General features: G+C 72.2%; 16 protein-coding genes, 1 pseudogene and 1 riboswitch. Of the genes and pseudogenes, 6 read left to right on the plus strand and 11 right to left on the minus strand.

The annotated features are described in order from the left end of the window. Positions 1-5: 5 nt before the first annotated feature. Positions 6-764: a TetR/AcrR family transcriptional regulator gene (locus tag GGE06_RS21880; RefSeq protein WP_184931514.1), complete on the plus strand. Its 759-nt coding sequence runs from the start codon at positions 6-8 to the stop codon at positions 762-764. Here GGE06_RS21880 and GGE06_RS21885 read toward each other — a convergent pair. The 3 genes from GGE06_RS21885 to GGE06_RS21895 all read right to left on the minus strand — a co-directional run bounded on the left by GGE06_RS21885 (position 761) and on the right by GGE06_RS21895 (position 4008). After that, a complete protein-coding gene (locus GGE06_RS21885) occupies positions 761-2314 on the minus strand; it encodes an ABC transporter substrate-binding protein (protein ID WP_184931515.1) in 1554 nt (517 codons plus the stop codon). The genes GGE06_RS21880 and GGE06_RS21885 overlap by 4 nt on opposite strands. Positions 2315-2508: 194 nt before the next feature. Beyond that, positions 2509-3744 carry a metallophosphoesterase gene (locus GGE06_RS21890; RefSeq protein WP_184931516.1) on the minus strand — a complete coding sequence of 412 codons (1236 nt, stop codon included), beginning with the start codon at positions 3742-3744 and terminating at the stop codon, positions 2509-2511. Between the two features lie 18 nt (positions 3745-3762). Next, entirely contained in the window at positions 3763-4008 is a 246-nt protein-coding gene (locus GGE06_RS21895; protein ID WP_116165360.1) for an SCO4848 family membrane protein, read from the minus strand. A 238-nt stretch (positions 4009-4246) separates the two neighbouring features. Here GGE06_RS21895 and GGE06_RS44085 point away from each other — a divergent pair. Then, positions 4247-4972 (plus strand): annotated as a pseudogene (locus GGE06_RS44085) (D-alanyl-D-alanine carboxypeptidase family protein); the annotation flags it as partial. A 337-nt stretch (positions 4973-5309) separates the two neighbouring features. On the opposite strand, the gene GGE06_RS21905 reads toward GGE06_RS44085, so the two are convergent. The 3 genes from GGE06_RS21905 to GGE06_RS43780 form a co-directional block, all read right to left on the minus strand. Beyond that, positions 5310-6278: a YihY/virulence factor BrkB family protein gene (locus GGE06_RS21905; protein ID WP_312883243.1), complete on the minus strand. Its 969-nt coding sequence runs from the start codon at positions 6276-6278 to the stop codon at positions 5310-5312. A 92-nt stretch (positions 6279-6370) separates the two neighbouring features. Beyond that, positions 6371-7318 (minus strand): decaprenyl-phosphate phosphoribosyltransferase, encoded by a 948-nt coding sequence (locus GGE06_RS21910; RefSeq protein WP_116159245.1) that lies wholly within the window; start codon positions 7316-7318, stop codon positions 6371-6373. Continuing rightward, positions 7315-7773: a phosphatase PAP2 family protein gene (locus tag GGE06_RS43780; RefSeq protein WP_312883244.1), complete on the minus strand. Its 459-nt coding sequence runs from the start codon at positions 7771-7773 to the stop codon at positions 7315-7317. The genes GGE06_RS21910 and GGE06_RS43780 overlap by 4 nt, the downstream gene beginning before the upstream one ends. Before the next feature lie 424 nt (positions 7774-8197). Between GGE06_RS43780 and dprE1 the strand changes: the two genes are divergently transcribed. Beyond that, positions 8198-9574 (plus strand): decaprenylphosphoryl-beta-D-ribose oxidase, encoded by a 1377-nt coding sequence (gene dprE1 / locus GGE06_RS21920; protein WP_116159247.1) that lies wholly within the window; start codon positions 8198-8200, stop codon positions 9572-9574. 11 nt (positions 9575-9585) lie between these two features. Beyond that, positions 9586-10341 carry a decaprenylphospho-beta-D-erythro-pentofuranosid-2-ulose 2-reductase gene (dprE2, locus tag GGE06_RS21925; protein WP_184931519.1) on the plus strand — a complete coding sequence of 252 codons (756 nt, stop codon included), beginning with the start codon at positions 9586-9588 and terminating at the stop codon, positions 10339-10341. A 53-nt stretch (positions 10342-10394) separates the two neighbouring features. On the opposite strand, the gene GGE06_RS21930 is transcribed toward dprE2, so the two are convergent. The 3 genes from GGE06_RS21930 to glyA form a co-directional block, all read right to left on the minus strand. Continuing rightward, positions 10395-10985, minus strand: a complete 591-nt coding sequence (locus GGE06_RS21930) for a 2'-5' RNA ligase family protein (RefSeq protein WP_116159249.1) — start codon at positions 10983-10985, stop codon at positions 10395-10397. Positions 10986-11076: 91 nt separating this feature from the next. Continuing rightward, the gene (gene trpS / locus GGE06_RS21935) at positions 11077-12090 is read right to left on the minus strand and encodes a tryptophan--tRNA ligase (protein ID WP_184931520.1); all 1014 of its coding nucleotides are present in this window, start codon (positions 12088-12090) and stop codon (positions 11077-11079) included. A gap of 13 nt (positions 12091-12103) precedes the next feature. Continuing rightward, entirely contained in the window at positions 12104-13426 is a 1323-nt protein-coding gene (gene glyA / locus GGE06_RS21940) for a serine hydroxymethyltransferase (protein WP_184931521.1), read from the minus strand. A gap of 63 nt (positions 13427-13489) precedes the next feature. After that, positions 13490-13580: riboswitch (ZMP/ZTP riboswitch) on the minus strand. Positions 13581-13695: 115 nt separating this feature from the next. On the opposite strand from glyA, the gene rocD reads away from it, so the two are divergent. Together rocD and GGE06_RS21950 are read left to right on the plus strand one after the other, a co-directional pair. Beyond that, entirely contained in the window at positions 13696-14901 is a 1206-nt protein-coding gene (gene rocD / locus GGE06_RS21945; RefSeq protein ID WP_116159251.1) for an ornithine--oxo-acid transaminase, read from the plus strand. Positions 14902-15071: 170 nt separating this feature from the next. Further along, positions 15072-15767: a polysaccharide deacetylase family protein gene (locus GGE06_RS21950; protein ID WP_116159252.1), complete on the plus strand. Its 696-nt coding sequence runs from the start codon at positions 15072-15074 to the stop codon at positions 15765-15767. A 4-nt stretch (positions 15768-15771) separates the two neighbouring features. Here GGE06_RS21950 and GGE06_RS21955 read toward each other — a convergent pair whose 3' ends face one another. Then, on the minus strand, positions 15772-16956 hold the full coding sequence (locus GGE06_RS21955) for a glutathionylspermidine synthase family protein (RefSeq protein ID WP_116159253.1): 1185 nt from the start codon (positions 16954-16956) through the stop codon (positions 15772-15774). Between the two features lie 18 nt (positions 16957-16974). Then, entirely contained in the window at positions 16975-17274 is a 300-nt protein-coding gene (locus GGE06_RS21960; protein ID WP_116159254.1) for a hypothetical protein, read from the minus strand. Positions 17275-17373 lie beyond the last annotated feature (99 nt).

Below are 17373 nucleotides of genomic sequence, written 5' to 3' on the forward strand. Positions count from 1 at the left end.
CCCCTGTGACGGAAGAGAAGAAGGCCGAAGAGAAGAAGGCCCCCAAGAGCGAGCAGACCCGCACGCTCATCCTCGAGACCGCGCTCCGGCTGTTCAAGGAGCGCGGTTACGACAAGACGACGATGCGGGCCATCGCCCAGGAGGCCGGGGTCTCCGTCGGCAACGCGTACTACTACTTCTCCTCCAAGGAGCACCTCGTCCAGGGCTTCTACGACCGGATCGCCGAGGAGCACCAGGCGGCCGTGGAGCCCATCCTGACCGGCCCCGAGAAGGACCTGACGGCCCGTATCCGCGGGGTCTACCTCGGCTGGCTCGACATCGCGGAGCCGTACCACGAGTTCGCGGCCCAGTTCTTCAAGAACGCCGCCGACCCGGACAGTCCGCTCAGCCCCTTCTCCCCCGAGTCGGAGGGCCCGCGCGAGGCCGCGATCGAGGTGCACCGGCGGGTCATCTCCGGCGCCTCGGTCAAGGTCGACCCGGAACTGAGGGAAGCCCTCCCGCAGTTGCTGTGGCTCCAGCAGATGGGCCTGGTGCTGTTCTGGGTGTACGACCGCTCGGAGGGCGCGGCGAACAGCCGGCGCCTGGTGGAGCGCCTCGCGCCGGTCACCGCCCGCGCGATCTCGCTCTCCCGCTTCCGGATCCTGCGCCCGCTGGTCAAGGAGACGCACGAGCTGCTCGCCGACTTCATGCCGACGGCGGCCGGAATGGCGGCTTCGGGCAAGCCCAAGAAGAAGGCGAGCCCGAAGCCGCAGGAAACTGCTTAGATCCAGCTGAGCTCCCACAGGCGCCAGATGCCCGTGCCGTCCGTCAGGTACTGGGAGCCGGCGACCTGGTCCGTGGAGAGGACGTAGTCCGTCTTCTGCCACAGCGGGAGGAGCGGCACGTCGGCGGCGACCTCGTTCTGGATCTCCTTGAAGTCGCCCGTCGCGCGGCCGCGGTCGCTGTACTGCTGCGTCGAGGAGATCAGTTCGTCGATCTTCTTGCTGGAGAAGCCGTTGTGCAGGGTGTTCTGGGTGCCGACGAGCGGCGCGGTGAAGCTGTCGGAGTCGGGGAAGTCGGGGAGCCAGCCGACGGGGTAGGCGTCGTAGCTGCCCTTCGCGTACCCCTTCTGGAAGCTCTGCCAGTCGGCCTCGACGACCTTCACCTTGAAGAGGCCGGTCTCCTCCAGCTGCTTCTTGATCTCGGCGGCCTCGGCGGCGTAGGTGGCGTCCTTGCGGAAGCCGTAGGTGAACTCCACCGGCGTCTTGATCCCGGCGTTCCTCAGGAGCGACTTGGCCTTCTTCTCGCTCGGCTCCGGGTAGACGTCGTAGAAGGCGGTGCTGTGGCCGACGAAGCCCTGCGGGATGAGGGAGTAGAGCGGCTCGACCGTGCCCTTGTAGGCGCCCTCGGTGATCGCCGGGCGGTCGAGGACCGCGGCGACGGCCTGCCGTACGGCCTTGTCGGCCATGGGCGAGCCGGGCCGGACGTTGAAGTTGAGGTTGCGGATCTCGGCGCTCTCCGCCTCGGTGACGCGGGTCCCGTCCTTGGTGTCCAGGGACGCGAGGAAGTTCGGCGGGAGCTGCCGGTGCGCGACCTGGACGTCCTTCGCCTTGAAGGCCTTGGCGAGGTCCTCGGACTGGCCGTAGTACTTCACGAGGACCGTGTGACCGGCCTTGCTGACGGCGCCCCGGTAGTTCGGGTTGGGCTCCAGGCGCGCGGACTCGCCGTTCTTGTACTCCTTGAGGACGTACGGCCCCGAGCCGTCGACCGCGGTGCCCTCCCGCAGCTTGTCGGCCGGGTAGTGGTCCTTGTCCACGATCGAGCCCGCGCCCGTGGCCACCTTCAGCGGGAACGTGGCGTCACGGCCGCTCAGGTGGAAGGTGACGGTCCGGCCCTCGGCGGAGACGTTCTTCAGGGTCGGGAAGAGCGGCTGCGGACCGACGTCCGACTTGATGCGGAGCATCCGCTCGAAGGAGTACTTGACGTCCTCGGCGGTGATCTTGCGCCCGTTGGCGAAGGTGAGGTCGTCGCGGAGCGCGCACTGGTACGTGGTCAGCTTGGTGCCCACGAACTTGCAGCTCTCGGCGGCGTCGGGGACCGGCTGCGTGAGACCCGGCTTGAAGGTCAGCAACGACTGGAAGACGTTGCTGTACATGGCCCAGGAACCGGCGTCGTAGGCGCCAGCCGGGTCCAGTGAAGTCACCTCGTCGGTCGTGCCGACGGTGATCGGTTCGGTCCGCTCGCCGTCGGAGGGCAGGAGTTGCCAGCCCCCCACTCCGGCGGCCACCAGTACTCCACAAGTGATGAGGATCCGCAGACGGACCGTCGACCGCATTGCCGTGCTTCCTTTTTTTGGTGCCACCCCAGATGCGACGGCCCCCGGAAAACGCCGCGATGGCTGCATCCCATCACACGGCTTTCACATGGGGAAGAGGAAACTTTCACACGACATGTATATGTCCGGGATATGAGAATTTAAGCCGATGAGCAGCACGTATCGGTAGGGACGCGAGGAGTGACAATGACCGATCAGGCCTGTTTCGAGGCGAGTTCGACGATCGTGATGTCGGAGGGCGCCCCGACCCGGACCGGGGGTCCCCAGGCGCCGGCGCCCCGCGAGACGTACAGCTGCGTGTCCCCGTACCGCTCGAGACCGGCCACGGTCGGGTTGGCCAGTTCGGCGAGGTGGTTCCCGGGCCAGAGCTGGCCGCCGTGGGTGTGCCCGGACAACTGGAGGTCCACACCGTGGCGTACGGCGTCGTGGACGACGATCGGCTGGTGCGCGAGCAGCACCGCGGCACGGGACCGGTCGCGGTCGCCGAGGGCCCGCGCGAAGTCCGGGCCCTCGCCGATGCCCTCCCCCGCGACGTCGTCGACACCGGCGAGGTCGAAACCGGCCGGGACCTCCACGCGCGCGTTGCGCAGCGGGTGCAGCCCCAGCTCGCGGACGTGGTCGACCCAGGCGTCGGCACCCGAGAAGTACTCGTGGTTCCCGGTCACGAAGAAGGAGCCGTGCCGGGCCCGCAGCCGGGCGAGCGGCTCGGCGGCCGGACCGAGGTTCTCGACGGTCCCGTCGACGAGGTCGCCGACGACGGCGATCAGGTCGGGCTGCGTGGCGTTGATGGCGTCCACGATCCGCTGGGTGTGGGCGCGGCCCAGGATCGGCCCGAGGTGGATGTCGGACACGACGGCGATCCGGTACCCGTGCGCGGCCCGCGGGATCTTGGCCAGCGGCACGGTGACCCGCTTGACCCGGGGCCCGCGCAGCACCCCGTACGTCCCGTACCCGACGGTCCCGACGGCGACGGCGGCCGCGGACCCCGCGACGACCCGGGAGACGAAGAGCCGACGGGAGAGCTCGGATTCCCCCTGCGGCTCGGCCACGGGCGCGGGCTCTTCCGCCGGTACGGGCTCAGCCGACTCGACGACAGGCACGGCGGCAGCGGCGCGACGGCCCGTCCAGGCGCGGAGCAGCGGCCGGACGGCCTCCCCCACCACCAGGGCCATGACCAGGTACAGGAGCACGGCGAGCCAGAGGAACCCCGGCCAGGCGACCACCTGCTGGAGCACGAAGGGCGCGCCCGCCCGCGAGGAGACCAGGGCCGCGATCGAGAGCAGCGGCAGGACGACGACGACGGCCGTACCGACCCGACGCGCGAGGCTCCGGGGAACCGTGACGTCCCGCACGAGCCGCCGCCACACGTACCAGTGCACGCCACCGAGCAGCGCGAGCACCACGACCAGGACCAGCAGAAAGACGACCACGCCCCCGGAACCCCTCTTCTAGGCGTCCGCGCGGCGCGCGGCGCGCACCCCACGCAACCCGATGGCTCCGATCACCGTCCCCAGGACAAAGGACGTGACGGCGAGCAGCAGATGAACCCAGAAGTAGGCCGTCGGGTCGCCGGCGTCGTCGAAGGCGAGGCCGCTCCCGTCCTTCCATAGATTCTTCGCGAAAGTGACCCAGATGACCCAACTCCACACCCCGAACGCGAGCAGGAACCAGGAGACGCGGCGGCTGAGCTTCATGCCCCCAGTATCACCGTCGGCCTCCCGGCCCCCGCGTCCGGGTGGACGGGCGCGGGCGAACCGCCTGCCGGGGTTCGGATCGGATGTGCGTACCTGTACGTTCTCGACCGTGTCTGCTTCGAAGAAGACCGCTTGGGCGGTCGCTGCTGCCGTGCTCCTGCCGTTCGTGACCGCCGCGCCCGCCGCGCACGCGGACGGGAAGGACGGGAAGGACAAGCAGCCCAAGCCTCCCGCCGTGATGTCCAAGGTCGGCGGACCCCTGCTCAGCAGGCCGGGGACGCAGGTGCAGCTCGGGGCCGGGGCGCCGGTGCTGCCGAAGGAGCTGTCCGGCCGTTCCTGGATCGTCGCGGACGCGGAGAGCGGGCAGATCCTCGCCGCGCACAACGCGCACTGGCGGCTCGCCCCGGCCTCCACGCTCAAGATGCTCTTCGCGGACACCCTGCTGCCGAAGTTCTCCAACAAGACGCAGAACCACCTGGTCACCACCGAGGACCTGGCCGGCATCGGCTCCGGCTCCAGCCTCGTCGGCATCAAGGAGAAGCAGAGCTACAGCGTCCGCGACCTGTGGCTCGGCGTCTTCCTCCGCTCCGGCAACGACGCCGTGCACGTGCTGACCAGCATGAACGGCGGTCTCCAGCAGACCGTGGCCGACATGAACGACCAGGCGGCCGAGCTCCAGGCCCTCGACACCCACGTCGTCTCGCCGGACGGCTACGACGCCCCGCTCCAGGTCTCCTCCGCGTACGACCTGACGCTCATCGCCCGCCACGGCATGCAGAACGCGGACTTCCGGACGTACGCCGCCACGTCCCGCGCCGCCTTCCCCGGCGAGGCCAAGCCCGGCAAGAAGCGCGAGACCTTCGAGATCCAGAACACCAACCGGCTCCTCACCGGTGACATCGGCGTCGCCCCGTACCCGGGCATCGCCGGCGTCAAGAACGGCAACACCACGCACGCGGGTGCCACCTTCACCGGCGTCGCCGAGCGCAACGGCCGGGTCCTGCTCGTCACCGTCATGAACCCCTCCTCGAACGAGCAGCACGCCGTCTACCGCGAGGCCGCCCGGCTGCTCGACTGGGGCTTCGCCGCCTCCGGGAAGGTGACGCCCGTGGGCGAACTGGTGCCGCCCCGCTCGGCCCGCACCGCGCCCACCACCGGCACCGTTCCCGCGCCCGGCAAGAACCACCCGCAGGAGCCGGCCCACGCGGCCGCCCATGCCGCCGAGAGGTCCGGCGGGGTCGGGATCGCGCTGGCCATCGCCGGCGGCGTCCTCGTCCTGCTCGCCGCGGGCGTCTTCCTCGTCAACCGCCGCTGGCCGCTGGCCGCGTCGGCGGGGCGTCGTCGCCGTTCCCCGTCTCCGGAGTCTCCTGAGTCCCAGGAGTCCCAGGAGTCCCCGGGAACTCCTGAGCCGAAAGACTCCGCCGACGTGACTCCGTAGCCGTCCAGGCCGCGCAGAACAGCAGCAGCTTCGCGGTGAAGTTGATCCAGAGGAGCAGGGCGACCGGGACACCGAACGCCCCGTACATCGACTTCGCCGCGACCCCCTTCATGTAGCCGCCGAGCAGCAGCTTCAGCAGCTCGAAGCCGACCGCGCCCATCAGGGCCGCCACCACGAGGTCCCTGCGGCGCGGTTCGACGCCCGGCAGCAGCGTCAGCACGTACAGCAGGATCAGGAAGTCGGCGGCGACGGCGACGAGGACGGCCGCTCCCTGGAGCAGGTAGCCGCCCGCCCCCTCGCCGGAGATGCCGAGGCGGTCGGCGCTCCAGCCCACGGCAGTGGAGCCGAGCCAGGACGCGGCGAGCGAGGCGAGCGCGACGCCGCCGAGGCCGACGAGGATCAGCGCGTCCTTGCCCTTGAGCAGGATCGGGTTGCCCTCGACGGCGTCCAGGCCCCAGACCGCGCGCAGGCATTCCCGCATGGAGCCGATCCAGCTGATGCCGGTGAACAGCAGGACGGCGCCGGCGACGAGTCCGATGGTCCCGGCGTTGGCGACGAGCCCGCCGATGTCGAGCTGGTCGGAGATGCCGGGCACCTGGTCGGCGATCTTGTTCTCGATCTTGTCGAGCTGGTCCTTGCTGAGGAGCGCGGCGCCGATCGCGGCGGCGACCGTGATCAGCGGGAACAGGGCGATGAAGGAGATGAAGGTGATCGCGGCGGCGAGCCGCGTCCAGTGCGTCTCGTCGAGGGTCTCGTACGCGTGCCAGCCGTGGGTCCGCATGAGGCGGACCACCCACGGGCCGATGACGGGGAGCCTGGTCAGCCAGTCCATGTCGTACGTCCACTCCTCGTGCCGTCGGATCACCCGGGCGTCGGATCACCCGGGCCTCGGATCGCCCCGGTACGAGAATCCCCCGTGGGGGCTCAGAGACCCGCGACCGACATCCCGTACAGCGTGACCCATGCCAGGCCGATGACGGCGAGCGGCCGGTCTCGCAGGACGACGTCCTCTGGCGCGCCGGCCGTGCCCCGGTCGGCGAAGACCGCGTACCGCAGCACGCCGAGGACGAAGGCGACGACGGAGAGCTGACGCCACGGCAGGGAGGTCGCCACCGGGCCGGCCTCCAGGGCCCACAGGCAGTAGCCGAGGACGGCGGTGCCGGCCGCGAGCTGCCAGACGAACCGCAGGTAGCCCGTCGTGTACTGGGTGAGCAGCGCGCGCGTCGCGCCCTCGGCGCCCTCCATCTGGACGGCCTCGGAGTACCGTTTGGCGGCGACCATGAAGAGCGCGCCGAAGCCGGTCGTGATGAGGAACCAGCGGGAGAGCGGGATGCCGAGCGCGACCCCGCCGATCATCGCCCGCATCAGGAAGCCGGTGGCGACGACGGCGAGGTCGACGACGAGGACGTGTTTGAGGCGGACGCAGTACGCGACCTGCATGCCGAGGTACGCGACGAGCAGCGCGGCCGTCAGCGGGCCGCACAGGAGCGCGGCGGCGGTGGCGGAGCCGAGGCCGAGGAGGATCCCGGTGCCGGTGGCGAGGGCGGTGGAGACCTGTCCCGAGGCCACGGGGCGGCGGCACTTGGCGGGGTGGGCGCGGTCGGCCTCGGCGTCGCGGGCGTCGTTGAGGAGGTAGACGGCGGAGGCGGCGGCCGTGAACAGGGCGAAGACCAGGGCGAGTCGGGCCCCGGTCTGCCAGGAGCCGAGCCGGCCGGCGGCGGCGGGGGCGGCGAGGACGAGGACGTTCTTGACCCACTGGCGGGGCCGGGCGGTCCTGAGCAGCCCGAGCGCCCGGCCTCCGTGCGCCCGCGGGGGCGTGTCCGGTACGGCGGCGGGCGCGGCGAGCAGGGCGGTCCCGCCCCGCCCGGTCACCGGCCGGCCTCCGCGCGCGCGAGGAGGGAGCGGCCCGCCGCCGCCGTGGCGGCGCCGAGGAGGGCGCCGGCGGCGACGTCGCTCGGGTAGTGGACGCCGACGACGAGCCGGGAGAGGCACATCGCGAGGGCCGCCGGGGCGGCGAGCCGGCCGGCGGTCGGGTGGAGCGCGCCGAAGACGACGACCGCGGCGGCGGCCGAGGTGGCGTGGGAGCTGGGGAAGGAGTGCCGGCCGGCGGTGCGCACGAGGGGCTCGTACGTCTCCGGGGCCGGCCGGGGGCGTCGTACGAGCCGCTTGACGCCCATGCTGGCGAGGTGTGCGCCGGCGATCAGTGCGGTGCCCCGCAGCCACCGGTCGCGCCGCGGCCGGTCGACGGCGGCGGCGAGGAGCCCGGCCCCCAGCCAGAGGGCCCCGTGCTCGCCGCTGCGGGAGAGCCCGCGGGCGGCGAGGGCCACGCCGGGGCGGTGCCCGCAGGAGCGGAGGACGGCGAGGAGACGGCGGTCGGCACCGGGGGGACCGGCCGGGGCGCTCGGCGGACGACCGTCGGGGGTGCCGGTCGGGGCAGGCGGTGGGCGGCGGTCGGCACCGGGGGGACCGGCCGGGGTGGTCGCCTCGGCCGTGGACGGGCCCGTGCCGCCCGGGAGCTCCGTCGTGCCCCGTGCCGGGTGGTCGGGTCGTTCGGGTGCGGGCAGGATCGGCTCGCGCATCCGTGTTCGTCCCCCTTCGGGGCTCGCCGTTCGGGTCGGTCACACGCGACTCTGGCGCGGGCCGGCCCCGAGGGGGCCAGGACTCTTGTATGACACTCCTTTAATCACCCATTTCGACGAACCACCCTGCAATACCGACATAAGCCGCATACCCGGCTATACGGTCACCTCCATGGCTGTCGAGACCCGCGTCCTGGACGACGACTGCGAAGCGATCACCGGCTGGGGCCGCACCGCCCCCACCCTCGCGCGCGTGCAGCGGCCCCGCGGGCACGCCGAGGTCGCCGAGGCCCTCCGGACCTGCGGCCCCCGCGGCGCCGTCGCCCGCGGCCTCGGCCGCGCGTACGGGGACGCCGCGCAGAACGCCGGCGGCACCGTCCTCGACATGACGGGCCTCGACCGGATCCTGGCCGTCGACACGACCGCCGGGCTCGTCGTCTGCGAGGCGGGCGTCAGCCTGCACCGGCTGATGGAGGCGCTGCTGCCGCTCGGCTGGTTCGTCCCGGTCACCCCCGGCACCCGGTACGTGACCGTCGGCGGCGCGATCGGCGCCGACATCCACGGCAAGAACCACCACGTCTCGGGTTCCTTCGGCCGCCACGTGACCGCGCTCGAACTCCTCACCGCCGACGGCGAGATCCGGACGGTGCTGCCCGGGACCCCTCTCTTCGACGCGACCACCGGCGGCATGGGCCTGACCGGCGTGATCCTCTCCGCCACCCTGCGGCTGCTGCCCGTCGAGACCTCCCTGATGCGCGTGGACACCGACCGCGTCCCCGACCTCGACGAGCTGATGGCCCGGCTCACCGACGGCGACCACCGGTACCGCTACTCCGTCGCCTGGATCGACCTGCTCGCCCGGGGCGCCGCCACCGGCCGCGCCGTCCTGACGCGCGGCGACCACGCCCCGTACGACGCGCTGCCCCGCAACCACCGGGCCCGCCGCGCGCCGCTCGCCTTCCGGCCGGGGCGGCTGCCCGCGCCGCCGCGGCACGTCCCCGGCGGGCTGCTCGGCCGCACCTCCGTCGGGCTCTTCAACGAGCTCTGGTACCGCGCGGCGCCCCGGTCCGCCACCGGCCGCCTCCAGTCGCTGCCGGCCTTCTTCCACCCGCTCGACGGCGTCCCGCACTGGAACCGGATCTACGGGCCCGCCGGCTTCGTCCAGTACCAGTTCGTCGTCCCGTACGGGCAGGAGGAGGCCCTCCGGCGGATCGTGCGGCGGATCGCGGACCGGGGCTGCCCGTCCTTCCTCGCCGTCCTGAAGCGCTTCGGCGCGGGCGATCCCGGCTGGCTGTCCTTCCCCCTGCCCGGCTGGACCCTCGCCCTCGACCTCCCCACCGGCCTCCCCGGCCTCGGCCGCTTCCTCGACGCGCTCGACGAGGAGGTCGTGGGCGCCGGCGGCCGGGTCTACCTCGCCAAGGACTCCCGGGTCCGGCCGGAGACCCTGGCCGCGATGTACCCCAGGCTCGACGAGTTCCGGGCGCTGCGCGCGGAACTCGACCCCCGGTCCGTCCTCACCTCGGACCTCGCCCGCCGTCTCGACCTCTGAGGAGTTCCCCCGTGAAGGACGCCTTCGGTGCCCCGCAGTCCCTGCTCGTCCTCGGCGGCACCTCCGAGATCGGGCTCGCCACCGCCCGCCGGCTGATCGCGCGCCGCACGCGCGTGGTCCGGCTGGCCGGCCGTCCCTCCCCCGCGCTGACGGCCGCCGCGGACTCGCTGCGCGCGCTCGGGGCGGACGTGCGCACCGTGCCCTTCGACGCGCTCGACACCGAGTCGCACGAGGAGCGGCTCGGGAAGATCTTCACGGAGGGCGACATCGACATGGTGCTGCTCGCCTTCGGGGTCCTCGGCGACCAGGCGCGCGACGAGTCCGACCCGGTCGCCGCCGTCCGGGTCGCGCAGACCAACTACACGGGCGCCGTCTCGGCCGGTCTGGTGTGCGCGGGCGCGCTCCAGGAGCAGGGGCACGGTTCGCTGGTGGTGCTGTCGTCGGTGGCGGGCGAGCGGGCCCGCCGCGCCAACTTCATCTACGGCTCGTCGAAGGCGGGCCTCGACGCCTTCGCGCAGGGCCTCGGGGACGCGCTGCACGGCACGGGCGTGCACGTCATGGTCGTACGGCCCGGGTTCGTGCGGTCGAAGATGACGGCCGGGCTCGCGGAGGCGCCGCTCGCGACGACCCCGGAGGCGGTCGCGGGCGCGATCGAGCTGGGGCTGCGGCGGCGCTCGGAGACGGTGTGGGTGCCGGGGGCACTGCGGCTGGTGATGAGCGCGGTACGGCACGTGCCGAGGCCGCTGTTCCGGCGCCTGCCGGTGTGACGCAGGGTCCTGCGCCCCTACGCGGTCGGCGCCGGTGTGACGTACGGCTCCCGCTAGGCCGTCGGCGCGGGCGTGTCCACCGGGCTGCCGCCCTGTGCCGGGACCGCCGAGATCGGGCGGCCGCTGCCGAACTCGTAGTCGTACAGCTTCCGCCACACGCCGTCCGGGCCCTGCTCGTACAGCGCGAAGGAGCGGCAGGTCCAGGCCGCCCCGTAGCCGGCGAGCTCCTCGAACGCCCGGTCCATCCCCTCCTCGGAGATGCCGTGCGCCACGGTGACGTGCGGGTGGTACGGGAACTGGAGCTCGCGCGCGAGGGGGCCTGCCTCGTCCCGGATCCGCTCCTGGAGCCGGTTGCAGCAGGACACGCCCTCCGCCAGCGTCACGAAGACGACCGGGGAGAGCGGACGGAAGGTGCCGGTGCCTTCCAGGCGCACGGGGAACGGCTGGTGGTCGGCGGCGACGCCCGCGAGGTGCGCCTCGATCTCCGGCAGGCGCTCCTCGGGGACCTCGGTCGGCGGGACCAGGGTGACGTGCGTGGGGATGCCGTACGCGGCCGGGTCCCCGAAGCCGGCGCGCCGCTCCTGGAGCAGGCTGCCGTAGGGCTCCGGGACCGCGATCGAAACGCCGAGCGTTACGGTCCCCACGTCGTTCTCCTCCGTCGTCCGTCGAGATGTGTACGGGTGGTGCAGCGCCAGTGTGCGGCCTGCACCACCCTTTCGGCCAGGGTCCTCGGTCTCAGTGCTTGGCGGGCAGGAAGCCGATGCGCTCGTACGTCTGCGCCAGCGTCTCCGCGGCGACCGCGCGGGCCTTCTCCGCTCCCTTGGCCAGGACCGAGTCCAGCGTCTCCGGGTCGTCCAGGTATTCCTGGGTGCGGTCCCGGAACGGCGTGACGAAGTCCACCATGACCTCGGCGAGATCCGTCTTCAGCGCGCCGTACATCTTGCCCTCGTAGCTCTTCTCCAGGTCCTCGACGGAGGTGCCGGTGAGCGTGGACATGATGCTGAGCAGGTTGGAGACGCCGGCCTTGTTCTCCGGGTCGAAGCGGATCACCGTGTCGGTGTCGGTGACGGCGCTCTTGACCTTCTTCGCGGTGACCTTCGGGTCGTCCAGGAGGTTGATGAGGCCCTTCGGCGAGGACGCCGACTTGCTCATCTTGATCGTCGGGTCCTGGAGGTCGAAGATCTTCCCCGTCTCCTTGAGGATGTACGGCTTCGGGATCGTGAACGTCTCGCCGAAGCGGCCGTTGAAGCGCTCCGCGAGGTCGCGGGTCAGCTCGATGTGCTGGCGCTGGTCCTCGCCGACCGGGACCTCGTGGGCCTGGTAGAGCAGGATGTCCGCGACCTGGAGGATCGGGTACGTGAAGAGGCCGACGCTCGCGTTGCCGACGCCCTGCTTCGCGGACTTGTCCTTGAACTGGGTCATGCGGGAGGCCTCGCCGAAGCCGGTGAGGCAGTTCATGACCCAGGCGAGCTGGGCGTGCTCGGGGACGTGGCTCTGGACGAAGAGGGTGCAGCGCTCCGGGTCGAGACCGGCGGCGAGCAGCTGGGCGGCGGCGAGCCGGGTGTTGGCGCGCAGCTCGGCGGGATCCTGCGGAACCGTGATCGCGTGCAGGTCGACGACCATGTAGAACGCGTCGTGGGTCTCCTGCAGGGCGACCCACTGGCGGACGGCGCCGAGGTAGTTGCCGAGGTGGAACGAGCCTGCGGTGGGCTGGATTCCGGAGAGCACACGGGGACTGTCAGAGGCCATGCACATCATTCTCTCAGGTGTGGGAACCGATCCCCGCCCGGCGGTGGGTGAGACCAGGAACACAGCGTGCCCCCGCGCCCCCGGGGGCCGGGTACGCGGCCATGAGGGCGGCGACCTCGGCGCGGACGGCGGCGAGGGTGTCCTCGTCGCCGGTGCCGGCGGCGGTGACGGCGCGGTCGATCCACTCGGCGACCTCGGGCATGTGGTCCGGTGTGAGGCCGCGGGAGGTGAGGGAGGGGGTGCCGATGCGGATGCCGGAGGGGTCGAAGGGCTTCCGCGGGTCGTACGGGACGGTGTTGTAGTTGACGACGATCCCGGCCCGGTCGAGGGCCTTCGCGGCGATCTTGCCCGGGACCTGCCGGGAGGTGAGGTCGATCAGGATCAGGTGGTTGTCGGTGCCGCCGGAGACGAGGTCGAAGCCGCGGGCGAGGAGCGCCTCGGCGAGGGCCTTGGCGTTGGCGACGACGGCGTGGGCGTAGTCGCGGAAGGAGGGCTGGGAGGCCTCGCGGAGGGCGACGGCGATGGCGGCGGTGGTCTGGTTGTGCGGGCCGCCCTGGAGGCCGGGGAAGATGGCCTTGTCGAGGGCCTTGGCGTGCTCCTCGCGGGACATGAGCATGGCGCCGCGCGGGCCGCGGAGGGTCTTGTGGGTGGTGGTGGAGATGACGTCCACGTGCCCGACCGGGGAGGGGTGGGCGCCGCCCGCGATCAGACCGGCGATGTGGGCGACGTCGGCGACGAGGACGGCGCCGGACTCGCGGGCGATCTCGCCGAAGGCGGCGAAGTCGATGGTGCGGGGCAGCGCGGTGCCGCCGCAGAAGATGACCTTCGGGCGCTCCTTGAGGGCGAGGTCGCGGACCTGGTCGAAGTCGATGAGGCCGTCGTCCTGGCGTACGCCGTACTGCACGCCCCGGAACCAGCTGCCGGTGGCGGAGACGCCCCAGCCGTGGGTGAGGTGGCCGCCCATGGGGAGGGCCATGCCCATGACGGTGTCGCCGGGCTTCGCGAAGGCGAGGTAGACGGCGAGGTTGGCCGGGGAGCCCGAGTACGGCTGGACGTTGGCGTGGTCGACGCCGAAGAGGGCCTTGGCGCGCTCGATCGCGAGGGTCTCGACCTGGTCGATGTTCTGCTGGCCCTCGTAGTAGCGGCGGCCGGGGTAGCCCTCGCTGTACTTGTTCTGGAGGACGGTGCCGGAGGCTTCGAGCACGGCGGCGGAGACGTAGTTCTCGCTGGGGATGAGGCGCAGGGTCTCGGCCTGGAGCCGTTCCTCGGCGCCGACGAGGGCGGCGAGCTCGGGGTCGGCTGCGGCGAGCGCGGGGTGCTGCTGCTGGACGGTCATGATGCGGTCCTCCGGGCGTTCGGCGGAACGGTCCCGTGGCGAGGTGCGCACGGGACCGGGATCCCGTGATGCCCAGGCGAGCGGCACCTCGTGTGGTGGAGCGCGCTCGGCTCCCCCGGGGTCGCTTCCCCGTACGCCAGTCGCCGTGCGTGTTTCCACAGTAGCGGGCGCGCCGTCGTCGAGGTTTCCCCGTCCGGCATCCGAGCGACGATAAGAAAGGGGCCACAGCCCCTGGGTCACCCCCGATCCGCAGGACGAACGGAGATCCCGTGTCGAGGACAGAAGACGCGATCGCTTCCGCGGACGCGCACAGCGCTCACAACTACCACCCCCTCCCGGTCGTCGTCGCCTCGGCGGACGGCGCCTGGATGACCGATGTCGAGGGCCGTCGCTACCTCGACATGCTCGCCGGGTACTCGGCGCTCAACTTCGGGCACGGCAACCGGCGTCTGATCGACGCGGCGAAGGCGCAGCTGGAGCGGGTGACGCTGACCTCGCGCGCCTTCCACCACGACCGCTTCGCCGACTTCTGCGCGCAGCTGGCGGAGCTGTGCGGCAAGGAGGCGGTGCTGCCGATGAACACGGGGGCGGAGGCGGTCGAGACGGCCGTGAAGACCGCCCGGAAGTGGGGGTACGAGGTGAAGGGCGTGCCGGACGGGCACGCGAAGATCGTGGTCGCGGCGAACAACTTCCACGGCCGGACGACGACGATCGTGAGCTTCTCGACGGACCACGAGGCGCGGGACCACTTCGGGCCGTACACGCCGGGGTTCGAGATCGTGCCGTACGGGGACCTGACGGCGATGGAGGCGGCGGTCACCGAGAACACGGTGGCGGTGCTGCTCGAACCGATCCAGGGCGAGGCGGGGGTCCTGGTCCCGCCGGCCGGCTATCTGGCGGGGGTGCGGGAGCTGACCCGCCGGCGGAACGTGCTGTTCATGGCGGACGAGATCCAGTCGGGTCTGGGCCGGACGGGGCGGACGTTCGCGTGCGAGCACGAGGGGGTCGTGCCGGACGTGTACATCCTGGGGAAGGCGCTGGGCGGCGGTGTGGTGCCGGTGTCGGCGGTGGTGGCCGACCGTGACGTCCTCGGGGTGTTCCGGCCGGGTGAGCACGGGTCGACGTTCGGCGGGAACCCGCTGGCGTGCGCGGTGGCCCTGGAGGTGATCGCGATGCTGCGGACGGGCGAGTTCCAGGAGCGCGCGGCGGAGCTGGGCGAGCACCTGCACGCGGAGCTGGGGCTGCTCGTGGGCGGCGGCGCGGTGGAGGCGGTGCGCGGGCGCGGTCTGTGGGCCGGGGTGGACATCGTGCCGTCGAAGGGCACGGGCCGGGAGATCTCGGAGAAGCTGATGGCGCGTGGGGTCCTGGTGAAGGACACGCACGGTTCGACGATCCGGATCGCTCCGCCGCTGGTCATCTCGAAGGAGGACCTGGACTGGGGCCTGGAGCAGCTGAGGGGGGTGCTCTCGGACTGACGGGGTCCGCTGGGGAGAGGGCTGCGGGCGGTCCGGTCCGGACCGCCCGGGTCCGTTTCCGGAGGGCGGGAAGTGGTCCGGTTCGGACCGCCCGGGTCCGTTTCCAGAGGGCGGCGCGAGGTCAACTCGGCGCATTGACACGGCACTTGGTCTAGGCCAATGATGCCGCCATGCCGAGACTCCGTCTGCGTCACGCCGTGCGTGCCGCGCTCGCCGCCCTCGTCCCGCTCGCGCTCCTCGGCGCGGTCGCCGGACCCGCGCACGCCGCCCCGGAGGCGGCCTGGCCCGAGCCCGTCCCGGTGGTCTCGCACGTCGAGACCACCGACCCGGTCGTCTTCATCACCATCGACGACGGCTGGTACCACGACCCGGCGGCCGCGCAGCTGCTGCTCGACCGCCGGGTGCCCGCCTCGCTGTTCCTGCTCCCGGGGGCGTACTCGTACGACTCCGGCTACTTCCACACCCTGCTCGACCAGGGCCGCTCCCGCGTCGAGAACCACACCGTCGGCCACCCGGACCTGACCACCCTCGACGCCGCCGGGCAGAAGGCGGAGGTCTGCGGGGCCCGCGACCGGCACCTCGCGGAGTTCGGCGACGGGCCGCGGCTGCTGCGCCCGCCGTACGGCACGTACGACGCGACCACCCGGACCACCGCCCGCGCCTGCGGGGCGAAGGCCCTCGTGACGTGGACGTACGACCTCACGACCTGGGGCCAGTGGACCCCGCCGACCCCGTCGCTGAAGGCCGGCGACATCATCCTGCTGCACTTCAACGAGACGGTGACGCAGGACCTCCGACGGGCCCTGGACGCGGCCGGGGCGGCGGGCCTGACGCCGGCGCCGCTGCGGGACTACGTACCGGAGTAGCCCGTCACAGGATGACGTGCGGGAGGAAGCGGGCGTACTCGTCGGTGACGAGCCCCGCCGACTCCCGGATCCCGAGCCCCGCCGCCTCGTCCTCGACGACCCACGCGCCGAGCACCACCCGGTTGCCGTCGAAGTCGGGCAGCGGGGCCAGCCCCTGGTAGCAGCAGGCCTCCCCGTCCCGTACGAACGGCTCCGTGCCGGCCTCGTGCAGGGTGACGCCCGCGCCCTCGCGGCCGAGCAGCGGCTTGGCGACCCAGCCCGTGGTGGAGGCGAGTTCGCGCGGCCCGTCGAGGTAGGCGGGCAGCAGGTTGGGGTGGCCCGGGTTCAGCTCCCACAGGATCGCGAGGAGCGCCTTGTTGGACAGCAGCATCTTCCAGGCGGGTTCGATCCAGCAGGTCGTGCCGGTGCCGCCGCCGTTGTCGAGGGTGTCCAGGACGTGCCGGCCGAAGCGGTCGGTGGTCAGCCACTCCCACGGGTAGAGCTTGAAGCAGCTGCGGAGGAAGCGGAGCCGGTCGTCCACGAAGCGGCGCGAGAGCCGGTCCCAGCCGATCCGCTCGACGGAGAGCATCTCGGTGTCGAGCCCGGCCTGCTGGGCGGTCTCGCGCAGGTACGCGACCGTCATCAGGTCCTCGCCGAGCTCGTCGCCGTCCGAGTGGGCGAAGTGGACGGGTCCGGGCGGCAGCAGCGGGGCCTGGCGCCTCCAGGCGTCGACGAGCCGCTCGTGGAGGGAGTTCCACTGGTCGGCGCCGGGGAACCGTTCCTCCATCCAGAACCACTGCGGGCTCGCGGCCTCCACGAGGGAGGTCGGGGTGTCGGCGTTGTACTCCAGCATCTTCGCCGGGCCCGTGCCGTCGTAGCGCAGGTCGAAGCGGCCGTACAGGGAGGGGAGTTCGGCCCTCCGCCGCCAGGACTCGGCGACGAGGCCCGCCAGTTTCGGGTCGGTGATCCCGAGCTCGGCGAAGCGGTCGTGCTCGACGATGTGCGCGGCCGCCGCCAGGCACAGCGCGTGCAGCTCCTCGACGACCTCCTCCAGGGCCTCGACCTCGGGCAGCGAGAAGGAGTAGTACGCGCTCTCGTCCCAGTACGGGCGCAGCGAACCGTCCGGGTGGCGGGTCAGCGGATAGACGAGACCCTGCTCCTCGACGGTCTGCTGCCAGCCGGGCCGGGGCTCGATGGTGTGCCGTTCCATGGTGCGCGCCCGCCCGCCTCAGCCGCCGCCGGTGCCCGAGCAGCCGAAGCCGCCGGTGTCGACGGCGGTCTTGTCGAAGCTGCCGCCGCTCACGCGCTGGTCGCGGACGGAACCGCCGTAGTAGTACGCGCCGCGGGTGGTGCTGCCGTTGTCGTCGTCGCTGCCGCCTCCGCCGCTCTCGCAGCGGTAGCTGGGCAGCTCCTCGCGGGTCAGCGGGTCCACGCACCGCCGGTCCGGCTCCGAACCGCACGCGGTGATCGTCGCCGCGAGCACACCCATCCCGCCGAGCACCACCGTGCTCGACCTCAGCCTGCGCATGTCCGCCGCCTCCCCTTCACCGCGTCACGTCTTCACCGCGTCACGCTTCCGCCGCGTCACGTCTTCGCCGCGTCACGCCCTTCGCGACCGCACAGTGTA

Origin of the sequence: Streptomyces nymphaeiformis, assembly GCF_014203895.1 — a bacterium.
Taxonomy (GTDB): domain Bacteria; phylum Actinomycetota; class Actinomycetes; order Streptomycetales; family Streptomycetaceae; genus Streptomyces; species Streptomyces nymphaeiformis.

What these genes read in the sequence shown, in the direction of transcription:
- dprE1 (WP_116159247.1), top strand. Translation starts at nt 8,198, where the DNA reads ATGGCTGTCGAGACCCGCGTCCTGGACGACGACTGCGAAGCGATCACC.
- GGE06_RS21950 (WP_116159252.1), top strand. Translation starts at nt 15,072, where the DNA reads ATGCCGAGACTCCGTCTGCGTCACGCCGTGCGTGCCGCGCTCGCCGCC.
- GGE06_RS21905 (WP_312883243.1), bottom strand. Translation starts at nt 6,278, where the DNA reads ATGGACTGGCTGACCAGGCTCCCCGTCATCGGCCCGTGGGTGGTCCGC.
- GGE06_RS21895 (WP_116165360.1), bottom strand. Translation starts at nt 4,008, where the DNA reads ATGAAGCTCAGCCGCCGCGTCTCCTGGTTCCTGCTCGCGTTCGGGGTG.
- GGE06_RS21955 (WP_116159253.1), bottom strand. Translation starts at nt 16,956, where the DNA reads ATGGAACGGCACACCATCGAGCCCCGGCCCGGCTGGCAGCAGACCGTC.
- GGE06_RS21885 (WP_184931515.1), bottom strand. Translation starts at nt 2,314, where the DNA reads ATGCGGTCGACGGTCCGTCTGCGGATCCTCATCACTTGTGGAGTACTG.
- trpS (WP_184931520.1), bottom strand. Translation starts at nt 12,090, where the DNA reads ATGGCCTCTGACAGTCCCCGTGTGCTCTCCGGAATCCAGCCCACCGCA.
- glyA (WP_184931521.1), bottom strand. Translation starts at nt 13,426, where the DNA reads ATGACCGTCCAGCAGCAGCACCCCGCGCTCGCCGCAGCCGACCCCGAG.
- GGE06_RS21960 (WP_116159254.1), bottom strand. Translation starts at nt 17,274, where the DNA reads ATGCGCAGGCTGAGGTCGAGCACGGTGGTGCTCGGCGGGATGGGTGTG.